This window comes from Paraburkholderia sp. BL6665CI2N2, assembly GCF_004366535.1.
Lineage (GTDB): Bacteria > Pseudomonadota > Gammaproteobacteria > Burkholderiales > Burkholderiaceae > Paraburkholderia.
Genome location: NZ_SORC01000001.1, coordinates 280,281 through 298,283, shown reverse-complemented (window position 1 = coordinate 298,283; position 18,003 = coordinate 280,281). Strand labels below are relative to the sequence as shown.

14 protein-coding genes are annotated in these 18,003 nt (G+C 62.1%); 4 read left to right on the top strand and 10 right to left on the bottom strand.

Annotation, left to right across the window (positions count from 1 at the left end):
* The first annotated feature begins 206 nt into the window (after window positions 1-206).
* A complete protein-coding gene (locus B0G81_RS01310) occupies window positions 207-656 on the top strand; it encodes a hypothetical protein (RefSeq protein WP_134132760.1) in 450 nt (149 codons plus the stop codon).
* Window positions 657-721: 65 nt separating this feature from the next.
* Here the strand turns inward: B0G81_RS01310 and B0G81_RS01305 are convergent, their stop codons facing one another.
* Entirely contained in the window at window positions 722-1,378 is a 657-nt protein-coding gene (locus tag B0G81_RS01305) for an arylsulfatase (RefSeq protein ID WP_134132758.1), read from the bottom strand.
* Between the two features lie 352 nt (window positions 1,379-1,730).
* Between B0G81_RS01305 and B0G81_RS01300 the strand changes: the two genes are divergently transcribed.
* Window positions 1,731-4,466: a DNA-binding protein gene (locus B0G81_RS01300; RefSeq protein WP_134132755.1), complete on the top strand. Its 2,736-nt coding sequence runs from the start codon at window positions 1,731-1,733 to the stop codon at window positions 4,464-4,466.
* Between the two features lie 70 nt (window positions 4,467-4,536).
* Here B0G81_RS01300 and pstS (B0G81_RS01295) read toward each other — a convergent pair whose 3' ends face one another.
* On the bottom strand, window positions 4,537-5,562 hold the full coding sequence (gene pstS, locus B0G81_RS01295; protein WP_106282691.1) for a phosphate ABC transporter substrate-binding protein PstS: 1,026 nt from the start codon (window positions 5,560-5,562) through the stop codon (window positions 4,537-4,539).
* 309 nt (window positions 5,563-5,871) lie between these two features.
* On the opposite strand from pstS (B0G81_RS01295), the gene B0G81_RS01290 reads away from it, so the two are divergent.
* On the top strand, window positions 5,872-6,909 hold the full coding sequence (locus B0G81_RS01290) for a transporter (protein WP_134132752.1): 1,038 nt from the start codon (window positions 5,872-5,874) through the stop codon (window positions 6,907-6,909).
* Window positions 6,910-6,964: 55 nt separating this feature from the next.
* On the opposite strand, the gene B0G81_RS01285 is transcribed toward B0G81_RS01290, so the two are convergent.
* The gene (locus B0G81_RS01285) at window positions 6,965-7,927 is read right to left on the bottom strand and encodes a CHAD domain-containing protein (protein ID WP_243856334.1); all 963 of its coding nucleotides are present in this window, start codon (window positions 7,925-7,927) and stop codon (window positions 6,965-6,967) included.
* 468 nt (window positions 7,928-8,395) lie between these two features.
* On the opposite strand from B0G81_RS01285, the gene pstS (B0G81_RS01280) reads away from it, so the two are divergent.
* Window positions 8,396-9,430 carry a phosphate ABC transporter substrate-binding protein PstS gene (pstS, locus tag B0G81_RS01280; protein ID WP_134132746.1) on the top strand — a complete coding sequence of 345 codons (1,035 nt, stop codon included), beginning with the start codon at window positions 8,396-8,398 and terminating at the stop codon, window positions 9,428-9,430.
* Between the two features lie 18 nt (window positions 9,431-9,448).
* On the opposite strand, the gene B0G81_RS01275 is transcribed toward pstS (B0G81_RS01280), so the two are convergent.
* From B0G81_RS01275 to oxc, 7 genes are all read right to left on the bottom strand, one after another.
* Window positions 9,449-10,720 (bottom strand): MFS transporter, encoded by a 1,272-nt coding sequence (locus B0G81_RS01275; RefSeq protein ID WP_134132743.1) that lies wholly within the window; start codon window positions 10,718-10,720, stop codon window positions 9,449-9,451.
* Window positions 10,717-11,820, bottom strand: coding sequence for a nitronate monooxygenase (locus B0G81_RS01270; protein ID WP_134132741.1), 1,104 nt, complete (start codon window positions 11,818-11,820; stop codon window positions 10,717-10,719). The genes B0G81_RS01275 and B0G81_RS01270 overlap by 4 nt, the downstream gene beginning before the upstream one ends.
* 49 nt (window positions 11,821-11,869) lie before the next feature.
* Window positions 11,870-13,087: a YbfB/YjiJ family MFS transporter gene (locus B0G81_RS01265; protein ID WP_134132738.1), complete on the bottom strand. Its 1,218-nt coding sequence runs from the start codon at window positions 13,085-13,087 to the stop codon at window positions 11,870-11,872.
* Between the two features lie 347 nt (window positions 13,088-13,434).
* Entirely contained in the window at window positions 13,435-14,361 is a 927-nt protein-coding gene (locus tag B0G81_RS01260) for a LysR family transcriptional regulator (protein ID WP_121309697.1), read from the bottom strand.
* A gap of 80 nt (window positions 14,362-14,441) precedes the next feature.
* Window positions 14,442-14,873: a PAS domain-containing protein gene (locus B0G81_RS01255; RefSeq protein WP_106282698.1), complete on the bottom strand. Its 432-nt coding sequence runs from the start codon at window positions 14,871-14,873 to the stop codon at window positions 14,442-14,444.
* 105 nt (window positions 14,874-14,978) lie between these two features.
* On the bottom strand, window positions 14,979-16,229 hold the full coding sequence (gene frc / locus B0G81_RS01250; protein ID WP_106282699.1) for a formyl-CoA transferase: 1,251 nt from the start codon (window positions 16,227-16,229) through the stop codon (window positions 14,979-14,981).
* 24 nt (window positions 16,230-16,253) lie between these two features.
* Complete coding sequence (gene oxc / locus B0G81_RS01245) at window positions 16,254-17,996, bottom strand: oxalyl-CoA decarboxylase (protein ID WP_134132734.1); 1,743 nt, start codon at window positions 17,994-17,996, stop codon at window positions 16,254-16,256.
* Window positions 17,997-18,003: the final 7 nt, after the last annotated feature.

Sequence of the window (18,003 nt, the reverse complement as noted above, 5' to 3'; positions counted from 1 at the left end):
CAGAAACCCGCTCAGCGTGATTAAGAAAAATATAAGTGAAACATAGGCTTGCTATATGCCTATAGCCTCGCTTGCGATTAATCACAAGTCTGTTATGCAATCGGAATATTAATAAATTCTGTTAAATCGTCTCGGTAATGGATTTTCCGTTGTCGTATGCATTACGATGCTGAAATTAAAAGCAGCATCGACAAAATAATCGATCCATGTCTCAGAATCGTAAAAAACGACCAACGGGGAATCAGGTGCGCAGAAAGCCGCTGGGTAAAGCCAAACTTTTGCCGCATACTACGGCATACGTGCGCGAACAGTCGTTGCGGTGGCATCTCGCTTTGGCCGCATTCCAGGCGGGCAAGGGCAACGGCGAATTACTGGCAAAGCTGGTGAAGACGCTTTACCTGGCCTGGTATCTTCAGCAGGCCGGGTTCGGCGCGCTGGGGCGTGACCTTTATCTCGACGCCGAACGTATTCTGGATGCCGCCGCTCGTAGCGCGACCCGGGAAATCTGGCGGATCGCGGCAGCGGACTGCGCGCCGATCACGAGACTTCTCGATTTGCACGAGCAGCAGCTGCAAACAGCGCCGGTGTTCGCCGTGGACGAAGCTGAGTTACGCGTCGTGCGCTTCGGTCAGAGCGATAAACGATCGCCGTGGTAAGCCGATTTGAAGCGTGACAGCTTCGAAGTGTGAGTCGTCGCAGGCGGTTATCGTGGAGGCGGGCATCACGAGGCGTCTCCCGAGCGTTCGCTAAATCGTTGTATGGCGGCGTGCAGCGCCACGCTCGGACTATCGAGCGGCCGTCTACCGTTCTGAACCAAGCCGGCGGCGGCCGCCATCCATGGATGAGCAAATGCGACAACGCTCGCGCCTGCCTCATACGCCGCATCGGCTGATGACGCCGTCGCCGCGAGGCATGCTTGAATCTCCGCTTTGAACAGCGCCCAAACGTGGCCGACGTGAACGACTTCCACGGACGCAGCGCTTTTGCTCGCATGCTCCGTAAAAAGCTTCCTCGTCGACTCGATAGCCGATTCAGCCGCACACAACACGACGATGCTCCCACCCACTTCTGCTGCTGCGGCAGCCAAAGCGACATCCGCCCGGACGATGGGCACAGGCGGACTCGCGATATCGGCCACCGCGGGCCCGAGCGTGCCGCAAGTGAGAATGACAGCCTCGGAATCGGCTGCCAGCGCGAGAAGACGCTGCCTTGTGCGGGCGCGCAACTCGTCGGAAAACGCCCCCGTTTGATCCACGGCCTCGCGAAGGTCCGCCCTCACTTCATGGTGAAGATCTTCGGCCCGCAATCCAAGCGTTTTTGCTGCCTGCTCAAACACCTGGCGGTTCCCATCCATCGTATGCAGAAACGAAATACGCATTGCCGTGTGCCTCGGTATCAGGTGTGTCATGTCGGCGCCGCTTCGCATTTCCACGCCGATGGCGCCCCACTCGGTGCCGCTGCATTGTTGCAACGTCGGTGCGGGCTAACAAGGCAAGCGCCTCTACCGGTATCGCCGATACCTCTCTTGCGCGAACGATCCGCGACGATATAGCGGCCTTATGGTCCGCTATTCCGCGCATTCGAGAAGACCGTCGAGCCCTAATATCATCGGTCCGTGTGCCATTAGCTGTCATTTAGCTTGTATCCCGAACGTCGCCGGACGTCCGCAGACGTAGTAACGTATTGAAAATTTAACCTTTCGCCCCGCTACATTGATTCTTGAGGCGCATATGTCCACGGACACAGACCCAATCACCGACGAACAGATCGCTGCAATCGCCGATCGCATGGTCGAAGAGGGCAAAAGAGTTTCGCCAGTGACAATCTGGAAAGAGGTTCGCGGCGGTTCGCTGGTGGCGATAGTCGCGGCCTTGCAACGCTGGCGCGAGGCGCGGCAGGCCGACACACCGCAAGCACAGGTCCAGCCCGGATTGCCGGAGGGCCTCGCCGAAACGGTCATCAGCGCCGCGGATCGGATCTGGACGGCGTCCCAGCACGATGCGGAAAAGGCGTTCAATCAACGTCTCGCCGCGGTGAATCAGGACCTGGAAGCAGCCCTCGCGGAACGGGACGAAGCGCTTGCCGAGTATCAAAAGAGCATCGACGAAATGGAAACGGGGCGCAACCGTCTCAGCGCGCTGACGGATGCGCTGAGCGCGTCGGAAAGCGCTGCTCTACGCCTCGAAGCGGAACGAGCGAGCGCCGCCGGTCGCGCCGAAGCGGCCGAAACTTACCTCGCCGAACTGGAGCAGCGTACGTCCGCACACGACGCCGAACTGGAAGGCATAAAGGCCTCGCTCGCCGAGGAACGCCTCGCACGTGAAGAGTTGGCCACGGCGCTGACCGGCAAAACCGATGAAGTCGCGCAGGTCATTCAGGAGCGTGATCAGGCGCGGCACGAGGCCGCAACATTGAGCGATGCCTGTCAGGCGAAGACAGAGGAGGCGACGCGATTCGCGCAAGAGGCAAGCGCAGCTACTTCGCGCGCTGAAGCGGCGGAGGCACGCATCGAGGAATTCGTGCAGCGCGCGTCCGAGGACCAGACCAAACTGGAAGCCGCGAGCGCGTTGCTTGAAGAAGAACGCCAGGCGCGCGAAGCGTTGGCCGCGGTTGTGACGAGCAAGAACGATGAGGTAACGCGAGTCACGCAGGAGCGCGATCACGCTCAGCAGCAAATCGCCGCGCTGCGCGACGCCCATGAGGCGAAGTCGCAAGAAGCGACGCAATGGTCGCAGGAGGCGAGCGCGGCTTCGTCGCGTGCACAAGCCGCGGAGGCGCGCGCGGAAGAACTGGCGCGGCGTGTGTCGTTGCAAGACGAGGAGTTGGAATCTGCGAAGGTATCGATCGAACAGGAACGCAGGGCACGCGAGGAATTAGCTTCGATCGTCTCCGTCACGAACGATGAGATGACGCGCGTCACCCAGGAGCGCGATCTTGCGCTGGAGGAAATCACGTCGCTGCGTAGCGCCTATGAGGCGTCGCTGGAAGAGGAGCGCAAGGCACGTCAAGAGTTGGCTTCAGACGTCTCCAGCAAGACCGACGAAATAACGCGGCTCACTCAGGAGCGCGACCAGGCGCTGCAGCAAGTCGCGACGTTGGAAGCCGCGTATCAGGCGAGCTCGCAAGAAGTGACGCGATGGTCGCAGGAAGCGAGCTCGGCGGCGTCACGCGCTCAAGCAGCAGAGACGCGTTTAGAAGAGCTGGAACAGCGCGCATCGGCGGATCATGCCAATCTGACTGCGACAAACGCGTTGCTGGAAGAAGAGCGCAAAGCACGCGAAGAGTTGACGGCGGCTGTCTCGGCCAGGAACGACGATGTAACGCGAGTCACGCAGGAACACGATCAAACGCGACAACAGTTCGCCGCTTTGCGCGAGGCCCATCAGGCGAAGTCGGAAGAAGCGACGCGATTGTCCGAGGAGTTGAGCGCCGCAACAGCGCGCGCGCAGGCAGCCGAAGCACGCGTGGAAGAACTCGCGCAGCGCGCTGCGTCCCAAGTTGCCGAACAGCAAGCCGCGACGGCTTCGCTAGAAGAAGAACGCAAGGCTCGAGCGGAGTTGGCCGCAGAGCTTTCAGCCAGACACGATGAAATAGCGCGAGCCACTGAGGAACGCGACCAAGCCCAACAGCAGATCGCGGCGTTGAACAGCGCCTACCAGGCCAAGGAAGAAGAGTCAGCACGCTTGCTGACAGAGTTGAACGCGGCTTCGTTGCAGGTACAGGCTGCTGAAGCGCAGGCAAGCGAGAACCACGCGCAGTTCGTCGCAGTGGAAGCTGAGTTGAAACAAGCGCGTGCTGTGCTGATCGCGGAGCGCGAGGCGGCCCGGGTGCGGGCCGAGGAAGCGTCGGCGCAACTCAGCGAGTTGCAGCGCGTCACGCATGAACTGGACGAGGCGCGCGAGCAGATCAGCGCCGTGACCGAGGCGAAGACACTCGTGAGTGCAAACCTCGCTCGGCTATCGCAGGATGCCTCCGCCGTGAGAGAGCGCGCGGAGGCCGCCGAACGCCATGTCGCGGAGTTGGAGCAGCGCGTCGTCGCGCAAACCGCGGCTATAGCGCAACACGCTCAACGCGCCCAGCAGCTAGCAGCCCGTGCCGAGCAGAACGACAATACGGAGGAGGTCGCGGCATTGCAGCGGCAAGTGTCGACGCAGGCCAAAGCCCATGCAAAGGCCATGAGCGAGCTTCGCACGACAGCCGAGCAGTGGGTCGCGCATGCAAAAGACCTCAAGCAGCGGCTCGGACTGGCAAGCGAGAAGATCTTGTTCATCGACGCACGCAGCACCGGCGAGGTGGCGCTTGTCAGGCGGCTTTCATCCGAACTGGAGCGGCTCAAACCGGATCACGAATTGGTCTCGCGGGAGACGCAGCAAAAACTGATTGCCGCGACGATGACGCACCAGCTTGCGCAGAAGGGCTACCGTTACGATCCGACCACGGCGGTGATGTCGAAAGTCGCGACCTGACGCTAGCCACGGTCACACGCGCAATGGAGAAAGGCGCGCGCATGCGACGCGCGCCCCATGAATCCGACGCTTACGGCGCGACCGGCTTGCCCGACGCGTCCTTCACTTTCTGTTTCCACTGCGTGCGGATTTCGGCTGTCACGGATTCCGGCAGCGAAATGTAGTCGAGATCATCCGCTGCCTTGCCGCCATTCTTGAACGCCCAGTCGAAAAACTTCAGCGTTTCGGCACCCTGCGCCGGCTTGTCCTGCGCCGTGTGCAACAGCACGAACGTCGCGCCGACGATCGGCCATGCGTTCTTGCCCGGCTCGTTCGTCAGAATCTGGTAGAACGACTTTGACCAGTCCGCGCCCGCGGCCGCTGCCTTGAAGGTGTCGGTCGCCGGTGCGACCACGGTACCCGCTGCATTTTTCAGCGACGCATAGGTCATGTGGTTCTGCTTCGCGTACGCCCACTCGACGTAGCCGATCGCGCCCGGCAGACGCTGCACGAAGGCTGCGACGCCGTCGTTGCCCTTGCCGCCCGTGCCCGTCGGCCAGTTGACCGTGGAACCTTCACCGACCTTCGACTTCCAGTCTGCGTTGACCTTCGACAGATAGTTCGTCCAGATGAAGCTGGTGCCCGAACCGTCGGCGCGGCGAACCACGGCGATATCGGTATCCGGCAGCTTGACCTTCGGGTTCAGCGCGACGATCGCGGGATCGTTCCACTTCTTGATCTTGCCGAGATAGATATCGCCGAGCACTTCGCCCGACAGCACCAGTTCGCCGGCCTTCACACCCGGCACGTTGATTGCCGGCACCACGCCGCCGACAACGGTCGGGAACTGGAACAAGCCGTCCTTGGCCAGTTCGTCGTCTTTGAGCGGGGCGTCCGAGCCGGCGAAATCCACGGTCTTCGCAATGATCTGTTTGATGCCGCCCGACGAACCGATGCCCTGATAGTTGACCTTGCCGCCGCCGCCCTTTTGATAGGCGTCGGCCCATTTCGTATAGATCGGCGCGGCGAAGGTGCTGCCGGCACCCGTGATGTCGGCGGCGTGTGCGGCGCTGGCACACAGCGCACACACAACCAGCGTAAGTTGCTTGAGATTCATGGTGAGACTCCTCACGGCGACGCAATCGCCTTCGATGGGCTGCAACTTAAGGGCGAAATATGACGTTCTTGTGACTACTCAAATTAAATGATCCGCTTGGCTAAGCTTAAGCATTCGCTAAGCCGACGTCATGAAAACTAGTGGGTTAACCTTCTTTTGATCGGCCGCGATATGCTCGGACCTTTGATTCCGGTTCAATCTGCGCGGCGCCGGAAGTTGGAATCGGGTGGTGACCGCCACGGTTCTGATTTTGGCCGCCAGATTGCCGGATAGGCCAATCCCGCACGGGAAGCAAACGCTGAATGACCTATGAAATCTGATCTGCTACTGCAAACCTACGGCGCGGACTCGTCCGGCATGGTCTGCGGCTTTCTCTTTTCTTCGAATCGCGCCGGTCGCTCGATCGACGCCGACGAAGTCGCCGAATGGCTCCAGGCCCACGACGCCCACGGCCCCGCGAAGGAAGGCAGCGAGTTTCTCTGGCTTCACTTCAATCTCGCACATAGCGCCAGTGAGCGTTGGATGAGAGCCCAGCTCGAATTGCCCGAGACGTTTTTCGACGCATTGCGCGAAGGCTCGCACTCCACACGCATCGAACACGCGGACGGCGCACTGCGCGCGGTCGTGAACGACGTCATGTTCAATCTCGAGTTCACTCCCTCCGAGATTGCGACGCTGTGGATTTACGCGAATCAGCGAATCATCGTGACCGCGCGCCTCAAGCCGCTGCGCTCGGTGGACCGACTGCGTGCGTCGGTTCGGGAGGGAGAGGTATTCAGGTCGCCGGCGGAATTGCTGGTTCATCTGATGCATGACCAGGCTGATCTGTTGGTGCAGATCGTCCGGCGAACCAGCGCCGACGTCGACCGGATCGAGGACCGGTTCCTGTCGCAGCGGCCCACACAGAACCGGATCGATCTGGGCGCGATGCGTCGTATGCTGACGCGCTTGCAGCGCATGCTGGCGCCTGAACCCGGCGCGATCTTCCGTCTGCTGGCACGGCCGCCGCGCTGGCTTCATGCGGACGACGTGCAGGATCTGCGCGAGTCGACGGAAGAGTTTTCCGTGGTTCTCTCCGATGTGGCCGGGCTGATCGAACGGGTCAGGCTGCTGCAGGAGGAGATCATCTCGCGCCTCGAAGAGCAGAACAACCGCACGCTGTTTACGCTCACGCTGGTGACGGTTTTGGCGATGCCGATCAATATCGTCGCGGGCTTTTTCGGCATGAATGTGGGCGGTATTCCGCTCGCTGAAAACCGCCACGGCTTCTGGGTGATGGTGTTACTCGTCGCCGGCTTTACCGGGCTCGCGGGATGGTGGGCATTTCGCCGCCGCAAGGAACGATAAGGGCTATTGTGTCCGGCTTCGGCGGCAGTGACCTAGTATCGCGATATCGTCAGTGTCAGTTCACGCCGGCGCCGGGACGCTCGACGGCAAGCCGGTCGTTGAGTGCGCGTAACTCTGCATTCGCACGCTGCATGTGCTGGCCTTTGCGATTCCTGAGATACGCGATTGCGTCGACTACCATGCCGGGCTCACCCAGCCGATCCGCATGCGCCAGCAGCAGCGCTTCGCTCGAAACAATATCGTTGAGCTTGCCTAGCTCGTCCTGCAATTGCGTCAGTTCCGCGACGCTGATCTCGTTGCCGCTATCGAGTAGCGGCGCGAAAAACTCCAGCAGATAGCGAACTTTCTTTCCCGCGACGCGAACGTCGTGAAGTTCGGCGTAACCGGCGTCCGGATTTCCCAGCACACGCTTCAAACGTTTTCGCAGCCTCCGCTTCGCCGTTGCAACGCGGTTCGCGGCGAATATCGCGAGCGGTTCCTCGAACGAGCACGCGTCGAGTTGCTGAATCACGCTCGCGATTCGCTGTGTCAGCATGGCTTCGGCGTTCGCGTCTGCAATCGTTGCGCGACTGCGCAACAGTGCATTGCCACGCAATAGATCGAGACGTTCGATGAGCGCCGCGAAAGCATGCGGTGTCGACACGTCTTCCGCCAGTAAGTGTTTCAGGATATCCCAGTCACGCGTTTGACCGGCGGAATCGGCGAGCGCCTTGAATTCACGCCGCTGCCATCTTGCCCGCGATCTGTCGATAAGCGGATCGTAAGCCCACCACAGCGAACGCAAGCGCCGCAGCACGACACGCAGTTTGTGCGGACTTTCCGCATCCGCGCTCACGCACAAGCTGCCGATGCGTAGCGCCACTTGCGCGGCCATTGGCGTGGCCAGCGTCGAAAAGGCCACTGCCGGTGACATGTCCGGCGCAATCGTGCCGCCTCGTTTGTTGGGATTGTCTGCGACCCGCTCCTGTGTGGAGGCGGTTGCAGATGCGGGATCACGCGTGTCAGGTGTGGAGTTCATCGGCTCGAGTTGCATGAGTCCCTGAAGCGGACGGAAGTGAGGTGAACGTAAGGTGACGCGTGTCGGGTAGCTTAGCAACTGCGATATCCATCCTACAACGTAAAAATCCTGAGGGGCATGCCGGCACTGTGGACAAAACAGAATTCACGCGACGATTCAACCTAACTTCGCTCGGAGGAAGACGCCACGCTGTTCAGTATGGCGAATCGAATGGTGTGTCGTTTCCGTGCCGTGTTGATAGAGCGATTCAATTTGCTTCCCGCTCTTCACCGACCTGTAATAAGAAAAGTTGTCATTACCGCGCTGCGCGAACCCTCTTTCAGATCGGCACACCGCAGCGCGACGAACAACCGGTGGAAATAGAAAGCGTAAGAAAGTCCGCCAGACAATAGTTTCTCCACGCCACGCGTCGTTACCCGGCGAGCTTCACTTCATGAGCTTCAACAACAATTCCGAGTGAGGTCTTTCGTGAGCTATACACAAACATTGTTGGCCGGTGTGGCTGGCGCTTTTCTGGCGGTCGCGGCGCACAGCGCTGACATTACCGGCGCCGGCAGCACCTTTGCCGCGCCTATTTATACGAAATGGGCCACCGCATACCAGCGTGCGGGTGGCGGCACGGTGAGCTATCGCGCTGTTGGGTCGACGGAAGGCTTGAAGGAGATCATGGTCAGTCAGGTCGATTTCGCCGGCTCGGACGCACCGCTGAGCGACGATGAGTTGATGAAGAACGGGCTGATTCAGTTTCCAACCGTAATCGGCGGCGTCGTGCCGGTCATCAATCTGCCGGGGATCAAGCCAGGCGAGCTGATTCTCTCGGGGCGTGTGCTTGGAGATATCTACCTGGGCAAAATCGTCAGTTGGAATGCTCCGGCCATCGCCGCCATCAATCCCACGATCAAGCTGCCCGACACGCCTATCGCCGTGGTTCGTCGGCTCGACGGTTCAGGCACCACGTTGATCTGGACGCACTTTCTCGCGCAGGTGAGCCCTGAGTGGAAGAGCAAGGTCGGTGAGGGGACTTCAGTGCGCTGGCCGCGCGGAATAGGCGGGCGAGGCAACGAAGGAGTCGCCACCTTCGTACAACATTTGCCAGGCGCGATCGGCTACGTTGCATGGGACTTCACGAAGCAGAATCATATGGCGTACGCGGCCATGGAAAATGCGTCGGGTGCCGTGGTTCAGCCAGGACCCGAAACTTTCAAGGCCGCCGCCGCGAGCGCCGACTGGTCCAGATCGCTCTTTCCGATCCTGACCAACGAGGCGGGCGCGAACGCATGGCCCGTTGTCGGCGCGACGTATGTCTTGCTGCACAGCACGCAGGACAAACCGGAGCGCGGCGAGGAAACGCTGAGATTCCTCGACTGGGCGCTGACGAACGGCAGCCAGGCCGCGGAGGACTTGGACTATATTCCGCTGCCGCCGTCGGTCGCGAGCGAGATTCGCACGCAGTTGCACGCGCGGGTGAAGAATCCGGCGGGTAAAACAGTCGCGGGCGAATGACGGCGGTAGTCTCGCCGCTCAGGCAGCGAGACTCTGACGAGTCCGCGCCCACTGCGCAAGCGCGGCGCACGCCACCAGCAGCGACCCGGTGACGAAGAACACGGAGTGCAGCCCGAGATGGACAGCGATCACGCCGCCGATAATCGGACCGACAACCTGTCCGCTGAATTGCGCCGACTGCAAATAGCCGAGCATCTGACCGGTCTTGTGCTCTTCCACTGCATGCCGGGCCAGTTTGGCAATCGCGGGCAGAAGACCGGCCAGCGTCATGCCCATCAGCGCGCGTAATCCCGCCAGTTGCCACCATGCGTGAACGAACGCTTGCGGAATCATCACCAGACCCGTCAACACCAGGCACGCGACGATCACGTTCCAACTGCCGACCCGATCGGCCAATGCGCCGAGGCGCGCGGCCGTCAGCATGCTGCCAAAAGCCGAACACGCCATCACGATGCCCGCCACGCGCGCCAGATGAAGTGACGGCACGCCGAGACTGCCCACGTAGACCGTGATGACCGGTTCGATCGACATGTTGGCGAGCAGCACCATCATCGCGGTGACGAGCAAGGCGGCGATCACCGGATAGTTGTTGCGATGCGCACTCCCCGGCGCATGCTCGGAGGGACGCCGCGCGGAATGAGCGGCCGGGTCGAAATCTTCCTTGACGACGAAGATCGTGAGCAACGCGGCGACCGCGATCATGGCGCCGCCGGCGAAGAACGTGCCGCGAATGCCGAGCCAGCCCGGCAAAAAACCGCCGACGAGCGGCCCGATCAGATTGCCGGCCAGCGCGCCCGTCGACAGCACGCCCAGCGCCCAGCCCGCACGTTCCTTCGGCGCCTGGGTGCCGACCATCACCGTCGACGCCGACGAGTAGCCGCCCACCAGGCCCGCGAGCAAACGCAGGGCGACGAGTTGATGCACGTTGTGCGCAATGCCGATCAACGACATCACCACGGCCATGCCGACGGCCGCGCGCACCAGCATCGGCTTGCGGCCATAACGATCGGCAAGGCGCCCCCACACTGGCGCGGTGACAGCAGTGCCCAGAAACGTGGCGCCGAACGCGATGCCCGACCACTGGATAACGGCAGACTGCGACTGCACCCCGAGTTGCTGGACGTAGATGGGCAAGAACGGCAGCAGCATGCTCAGGCTGACGAGCGTGGTGAACGAGCCAAATACGCACACGGCCAGATTGCGGCGCCAGTAACGTTCATGTCGCGCGGAATAGTCGAGGCCGCGCGTTGACTGACCGGACGGCACGGAAACTTGCGAGGGGGTATTCATATCATCTTCCCGGCAAACGAATGCGAGCGTGACTGACCCTCAGCTTCGGCAAGTTCGCTCATCAATGTGGCAACTAATTGCGCAGCGGGCAACGCTCTCGCGAGCGGCGCTCCCTGGCCGGCCCACTGGACGGCAAAATCGGAATTGCCCTTGGCGCGGGCTGCGGCGTTCAGCGCCTTGGCGGCGTCGTATGCAATCGGATAGTCGGGCAGCGGCGGCGCGTCCGGCGAGTCTACGTCGATATACAGCCGGTTGCTCAAACCGCGTGCAGGGCGGCCGGAGATCGCGGCCGTTACGGCCGTCCGGTACGCGCGTTGGCTGGTCAGTGCGTGCCGGTAGGCGGCATCCGCGCCGGATTCCGGACACAGCACGAACGCGGTGCCCATCTGCACGGCGCTCGCGCCGAGGAGCAATGCGCTGGCAATGCTTCGACCGTCCATGATGCCGCCCGCGGCGATGACCGGCAGCGTCGACTGTTTGGCGATCAGCCGGACCAGCGCGAGGGTGCCGATCATCGCGTCGTCGTCCGGATTGAAGGCGCCACGATGACCGCCTGCTTCCGCGCCTTGCGCGACGATCGCATCGAGTCCCGCCTGCTCGATCTGCAAGGCTTCGTGCGGTGTGGTCGCGCATCCGAACAGCAGAATGCCGGCGCGATGCAGCGCGTCGATCCATTCGCGCGATGGCAGCCCAAAATGAAAACTGACGACAGCGGGACGTTCTTCGATCAACACTTGCAGCATTGCCTCGTCGACCACGAAGCTCGTGTAAATCTCCTTGAGCGCGACCGGTGTTCTGGCGCCAAACTCAGCGAACAGCGGTTGCAAATGCGCCAGCCACGTGGCTTCGCGAAGCGGATCGCTGTAAGCCGGCCGATGGCAGAACACGTTGACGTTGAACGGCTTGCTGGTGAGCGCGCGTGTCGCGACGATCAACTCGCGCGCCTGCTGCGCGGTACTCGCACCCACGGCGATCGAGCCGAGCGCGCCGGCATTGGAAACAGCGGCGGCGAGGGCGGGCGTCGAGATGCCGGCCATCGGCGCCTGAATGATGGGATGCTGCATGCCGAGTGCCTGCAGAAAACTGATGTCGGAGGTCATGGGGTTCTCACAGTTCGAGTAGTGGGTAGAGTCGCCTGCAGCGGAGTGGCTAGGCTTGCTTCGGACCGAACCGAAGCGCGCCGAATAGGTCCACCGCGAGAGCAAGCGCCAAAGACGCGGCACCGATCACGAATAGCGTCGTGTAGTTGCCGCCGTCGTGCGCGAACAGAAACGACAAACCGTACGCCGCGACGGCCTGCAAGACGGCGAAACTGGTGGTCGCCGCGCTCCACGCGACTTTCTGGGAGGCCGGATGATGAGTGAGCAATTCATTGATCCTGCCGAGCACAAGCGCCACGATGCCCGGCACGAATGCGCCGACCACGACGCTCGACACGATCAACGCCGCCGGGCCACGCACGACAGCCGGCAATGCGACCGCGACGATCTGCAGGACATAGGCGACACGCAATGCCGGACCGAAGCCGGCGCGGTCAGCCAGATGACCTGTCAGCAGCGGGCCCACGATCGCCCCGAGTCCAAACAGCACCCAGTATTGCGCACCGGCATCGACGCCCTTGCCAAGGCCGCGCGCCACGAAATCGACGAGAAAGATCATGTGCGGGACGAGGCCCACGGCGTTCAACGCATACTCGGCGTAGAGCGCGCGCAGCGACGCAGCCGGATAGGTCTGGCTATGCCGCGTGTGATGCGACGCGTGCTGTGCGACGGATTCGCCTCGTCCAGGCCAGCCGTTCCATGCGACGGCCGTCAACGCGAGGGAGATCGCGGCGAGTCCCAACCACGTTTGCATCAGGCCTTGGCGCAGCAGGATCGGCACGATCGTCCCGGATGCCACAATGCCGAGACCGATACCGCTGAAGATCGCACCGCTCGCAAAGCCCCTGCGCGATGGGGCCACGTGCGCGAGAACAGTCGGCGCGGCGAGCACCATCAGCGCGCCGCCCGCGAGGCCCGATGCGAAGCGCCAGACGAAGAACCAGAGAAACGAAACCGGAAAGGCGCAGGCGACGAACGCGACGGTCGCGAGCAGCATCATCGCGCGTAACACGGAGGTCGCATCGAATCGTCGCGCCAGCCAGCCGCCCGCGAGCGCGCCCGCCAGATAGCCGCCGAGATTGGCCGCGCCGAGATACGCGGCGGTCGAGGCCGGAAACCAGTGCGCGCTGACGATGGCCGGCAACAACGGGGTGTAGGCGAAGCGCGCGAGGCCGATACCGACCAGGCTCGCGCTGGCGCCTGCCAGCGCGCCGCGCCACACGTTGAATGCCGGCGGGATCGGTTCGTTGACGACTGCACGTTGCATCACTGCCTCCACGGTTCGGTTACGCGCCGACTCGTCTTGCTGGCCGGTTCGACACGAAAGGTACGAAGGTCACCGCTCGCAACGCCTCTCATGAGGATTGCGAACTGCACCGCAATGCCTCGCAATGCGACAAACAATGCCTGGAGCGCCCACGCTGGGGCCGCCGTCCATGTGCGGATGTGTGTCCGTGACGAAGATTGCCGAGTCGAGCGCGGCGTCGGTCGTATCAGTGAATTACCGGAATGGCCCACGGCTTGCGCCAGGTGATCTCGATGGAGGTAAGTCTAGATTGAACCGATTGAAGAGAGAATCCACGCGGCACGGCAGACATTCTTCCGCGAAACGATTCAATTTCGGGTGGTAATCCGCTCGGACTGCGTGAAATGCTTGCGTAGACGCGGCGTCGCGAAATCGACGAACGCCCGCACCTTGGGCACGGCAAGGCGTCCGTGCGGGGTCAGCAAGTGGACCGGCAGCGGGGCGGGTTCGTTGTCGCTCAGGACGATCTTCAGCGTGGCTTCCTTGACCTGTTCGGCGACGTGATAGGAAAACATGCGGGTGACGCCGTGCCCCGCGACCGCCGAGGCCACGGCCGCCTGAATACTGTTGACGATGAAGCGAGGCGTGAACTGCACCACGCGCGGAATCGTCGAACCGTTCGGCGGCGGAAAGCTCCACGAGTCCAGCCCGAAGTGAGTCATGGAGATGATCTGATGCTGGGCCAGATCGGAAGGTTCGGTAATGGGAGGGTGTTTGGCCAGGTAGCGAGGCGACGCGGCAACGACCCGCCGCACTTCGCCGACCGGAATTGCCACCAGCGTCGAATCGGGCAGGTGAGCGATGCGCAACGCCAGGTCCATCCCTTCGTCGATGAGGCTCACCGGGCGGTCGAGCATATTCAGGCGGACCGACACAGCCGGATAGCGGTCGACGAAGTCGTCGATGATCGGCTGCAGCATGTCCTGGCCGGCGGCCACCGGCGCGGTGATCGTGAGCAGCCCGCGCGGCGCGGAGCGCTCGCCGGCAATCAGCAGATCGGCTTCTTCGAGATCGGTGAGAATGCGTCGGCAGGCAGCGGCATATCGTTCGCCGGCTTCGCTCAGTTTGATTGTGCGCGTCGTGCGATGCAGCAAGGCCGTGCCGACATGCTCTTCGAGGAACGCAATAGCGCGGCTAACCGCGGCGGGCGAGCGGCCGAGGCGACGGCTCGCGCCCGCCAGGCTGCCTTCGTCGAGCGTGGCGACGAACACCTTCATTGCGTCGATGCGGTCCATGTTGCCTGATCCGGTGTGATTGAAAACGCGATCTGGCAGAGTCTACAGCGATGGACCGAAAGAGCGTGGAGCGAGGGCGCTTACGCGCCGGCGGATGCCTCCAGTTCCGCAAGCCGCTTGCGCAGCAGGCGATCCTCCTGGAAGCGGCTGGTCTCGTCACGAATCACGGCGACGATGCCGGTGAGTTCGTTTTGCGGCGAATGCAGCAACGCGACCGTAAAGGCGATCGACAGCGAGCGTCCGTCCTTGTGCACGGCAGGGACGCGCAGCACGTCATTGCCATAGCGGGTTTCGCCGGTCGCCATGGTCTTGTGATAGCCGTCCCAGTGCCGGCCGCGCAGACGCTCCGGGATGATCAGGTCTAACGAATTGCCGAGCGCCTCGCCTTGCGTGAAGCCGAACATGCGTTCAGCCGCGGGGTTCCAGAATGTGATGCTGCCGTGGGCGTCGGAAATGATGATCGCGTCGCCGATTGCGTTGGCAAGTTGCTGGAAGTCGATGGCGTTTTGCATGGCGCTCCCCCTCGATCTGAAAAACACGAATGCTCAATAGAATACGGCGCCACCAGGACGCCGCATCGGCAAGGCCGGGCTGATACCCGGCCTTGCGTAGCACCATTAAACCGCTTTCACTTCGCGCAGGTTGAAGATGTCCTGCTTGCTGTAGCCGAGGCTCGCCAGCACTTCCTCGGTGTGTTCGCCCAGCAGCGGCGAGGCGGTGACTTCCGGCTTCAGATCCGAAAACTTGATCGGGCTGCCGACGGTCAGATACGAACCGCGTTTCTTGTGCGGCACTTCGACAATCGTGCCGCTCGCACGCAACGACGGATCGTTCGCGAGTTCCTTCATGGTCAGCACCGGCGCGCACGGAATGTCGAACTTGCGCAAGATGTCGACCGCTTCGAACTTGGTCTTGTCGGCGAGCCAGCCTTCAATCGTGTTGAAGATGTCGAAAATATGCGGTTGACGTGCTTCCGCGGTCTTGTAGGCCGGGTCGTCAATCCACTCCGGCTTGCCGAGGGCCTTGCAGATCGGCTCCCACGCATGGCCCTGGATCGTGAAATAGATGTACGCGTTCGGATCCGTTTCCCAGCCCTTGCACTTGAGCACCCAACCCGGCTGACCGCCGCCGCCCGCATTACCGCCGCGCGGCACGACATCGCTGAATTCGCCGTGCGGATACTGCGGATATTCTTCCAGGTAGCCGACACGTTCCAGCCGTTGTTGATCGCGCAGTTTCACGCGGCACAGGTTCAGCACGCTGTCCTGCATCGACACCGCGACCTTCTGGCCCTTGCCGGTTTTGTCACGTCCCAGCAGCGCGGTCAGAATGCCGATGGCCAGATGCATGCCGGTATTGCTGTCGCCGAGGGCGGCCGCGCTGATGGTCGGCGGGCCGTCCCAGAAGCCGGTGGTGGAGGCCGCGCCGCCCGCGCATTGCGCGACGTTTTCGTAGACCTTCAGGTCGTCGTAGTGGTGGCCGTCGCTGAAGCCCTTCACCGAAGCGACGATCATCTTCGGGTTGAGTTCGTTCAGGCGTTCCCACGAAAAACCCATCCGGTCCAACGCGCCCGGGCCGAAATTCTCGACCAGCACGTCCGATTCGCGGATCAGCTTTTCGAGCACCTCCTTGCCTTCGGGTTTCTTCGTGTCCAGCGTGAGCGACTTCTTGTTGCTGTTGAGCATCGTGAAGTACAGCGCGTCGGCATCAGGGATATCGCGTAACTGGTTGCGCGTCACGTCGCCGGAACCCGGCCGCTCGACCTTGATGACGTCCGCGCCGAACCAGGCGAGCAACTGTGTGCAAGCGGGGCCCGCTTGAACATGGGTGAAGTCGATGATCCTGATGCCTTCGAGAGGTTTGGTCATGTTGAATCTCCGTGGTTGCCCAGACTACTTTTTCATTGCCGCGCTTTGCGGATTCAGATTGGTCAAGCGGCCGCTTTCGGTGCCGGCCGCTTCGTCGATGACGGCGTTGATCAGACTCGGTTTGCCCGAGGCGATCGATTCGAGCAGCGCCTTCGTCAGTTCCTCGGGCGTGGTCGCGTGATAGCCGACGCCGCCGAATGCCTCGATCATCTTGTCGTAGCGCGCGTTCTTCACGAACACGGTCGGCGCGACATCCTTGCCGCCGGTCGGGTTCACGTCGGTGCCGCGATACACGCCGTTGTTGTTGAAGACGATGGTGCAAACCGGCAAGTCATAACGGCAGATGGTTTCGAGTTCCATGCCGCTGAAGCCGAACGCGCTATCGCCCTCGATCGCGACGACCGGTTTGCCGCTCGTCACCGCCGCGCCGATCGCGAAGCCCATGCCGATGCCCATGATTCCCCACGTGCCCGAGTCGAAGCGTTTGCGCGGTTCGTACATGTCGATGATGCTGCGCGCGTAGTCGAGCGTGTTCGCGCCTTCGTTGACGACGTTGATGTCCGGCCGTGTTTTCAGCACGTCGCGGATCGCGCGCAACGCGCTGTGGAAGTTCATCGGCGACGGATTCTTGTCGAGCGTCGCGGCCATCTTGGCGAGGTTCTTGTTCTTGCGTTCGGCGATCGCGCCGGTCCATTCGGTGCCCGGCTTTTTGTAGCTCGCGTCGAGGCCTTCGCGCAGCGCTGCCACGCACGAACCGATATCGCCGATCACCGGCGCGGCAATCGCGACGTTGCTGTCGATTTCCGTCGGCGAGATGTCGATCTGGACGAACTTCTTCGGCTCGGCGCCCCACGTCTTGCCTTTGCCATGCGAGAGCAGCCAGTTCAGGCGCGCGCCGATCAGCACGACGACGTCGGCTTCCTGCAGCACGAACGAACGCGCCGCCGACGCCGATTGCTGGTGTGTATCGGGCAGCAGGCCCTTGGCCATCGACATCGGCAGATACGGAATGCCGCTTTGTTCGACGAAGCCGCGAATCTCCGCGTCGGCCTGCGCGTACGCCGCGCCTTTGCCGAGCAGGATCAGCGGACGCTTGGCGCTCTTCAGCACATCGATGGCGCGCTTGACCGATTCCGGCGCGGGCAATTGACGTGGCGCCGCGTCGATTACGCGCACCAGCGATTGCTGCGCTTTCACGGCGTCCAGGGTTTGCGCGAGCAGCTTGGCGGGCAGGTCCAGATAGACGCCGCCAGGGCGGCCCGACACCGCGGCGCGGATCGCGCGCGCCACGCCGATGCCGATATCTTCCGCATGCAGCACGCGATAGGCGGCTTTCGCGTACGGCTTGGCTGCATTCAACTGATCCATCTCTTCGTAATCGCCTTGCTGCAGATCGACGATTTCGCGCTCGCTCGAGCCGCTGATGAGGATCATCGGGAAGCAGTTGGTGGTCGCGTTGGCGAGTGCGGTCAGTCCGTTCAGAAAGCCCGGCGCCGACACGGTCAGACAGATGCCCGGCTTCTTCGTCATGTAACCGGAAACGGCCGCCGCATTGCCCGCATGCTGTTCATGGCGAAAGCCGATAAAACGCATGCCTTCCGCCTGGGCAAGACGCGCAAGGTCGGTGATCGGGATGCCGACCAGGCCAAAGATGGTGTCGATGTCGTTCAGTTTCAGCGCGTCGATGACGAGATGGAATCCGTCGGTCGTCTCGGTCGCCTGTTGTGTCGACGTGTTGTCTGTTGTGGGCTGGTCGGCTTCTGCCATGACATCT

Coding starts and splice junctions, on each gene's coding strand:
- frc (WP_106282699.1), bottom strand. CDS start 16,229: ATGACCAAACCTCTCGAAGGCATCAGGATCATCGACTTCACCCATGTT.
- oxc (WP_134132734.1), bottom strand. CDS start 17,996: ATGGCAGAAGCCGACCAGCCCACAACAGACAACACGTCGACACAACAG.
- B0G81_RS01270 (WP_134132741.1), bottom strand. CDS start 11,820: ATGACCTCCGACATCAGTTTTCTGCAGGCACTCGGCATGCAGCATCCC.
- B0G81_RS01290 (WP_134132752.1), top strand. CDS start 5,872: ATGAAATCTGATCTGCTACTGCAAACCTACGGCGCGGACTCGTCCGGC.
- B0G81_RS01265 (WP_134132738.1), bottom strand. CDS start 13,087: ATGCAACGTGCAGTCGTCAACGAACCGATCCCGCCGGCATTCAACGTG.
- B0G81_RS01275 (WP_134132743.1), bottom strand. CDS start 10,720: ATGAATACCCCCTCGCAAGTTTCCGTGCCGTCCGGTCAGTCAACGCGC.
- pstS (WP_106282691.1), bottom strand. CDS start 5,562: ATGAATCTCAAGCAACTTACGCTGGTTGTGTGTGCGCTGTGTGCCAGC.
- B0G81_RS01310 (WP_134132760.1), top strand. CDS start 207: ATGTCTCAGAATCGTAAAAAACGACCAACGGGGAATCAGGTGCGCAGA.
- B0G81_RS01285 (WP_243856334.1), bottom strand. CDS start 7,927: ATGAACTCCACACCTGACACGCGTGATCCCGCATCTGCAACCGCCTCC.
- B0G81_RS01260 (WP_121309697.1), bottom strand. CDS start 14,361: ATGGACCGCATCGACGCAATGAAGGTGTTCGTCGCCACGCTCGACGAA.
- B0G81_RS01255 (WP_106282698.1), bottom strand. CDS start 14,873: ATGCAAAACGCCATCGACTTCCAGCAACTTGCCAACGCAATCGGCGAC.
- B0G81_RS01300 (WP_134132755.1), top strand. CDS start 1,731: ATGTCCACGGACACAGACCCAATCACCGACGAACAGATCGCTGCAATC.
- B0G81_RS01305 (WP_134132758.1), bottom strand. CDS start 1,378: ATGCGTATTTCGTTTCTGCATACGATGGATGGGAACCGCCAGGTGTTT.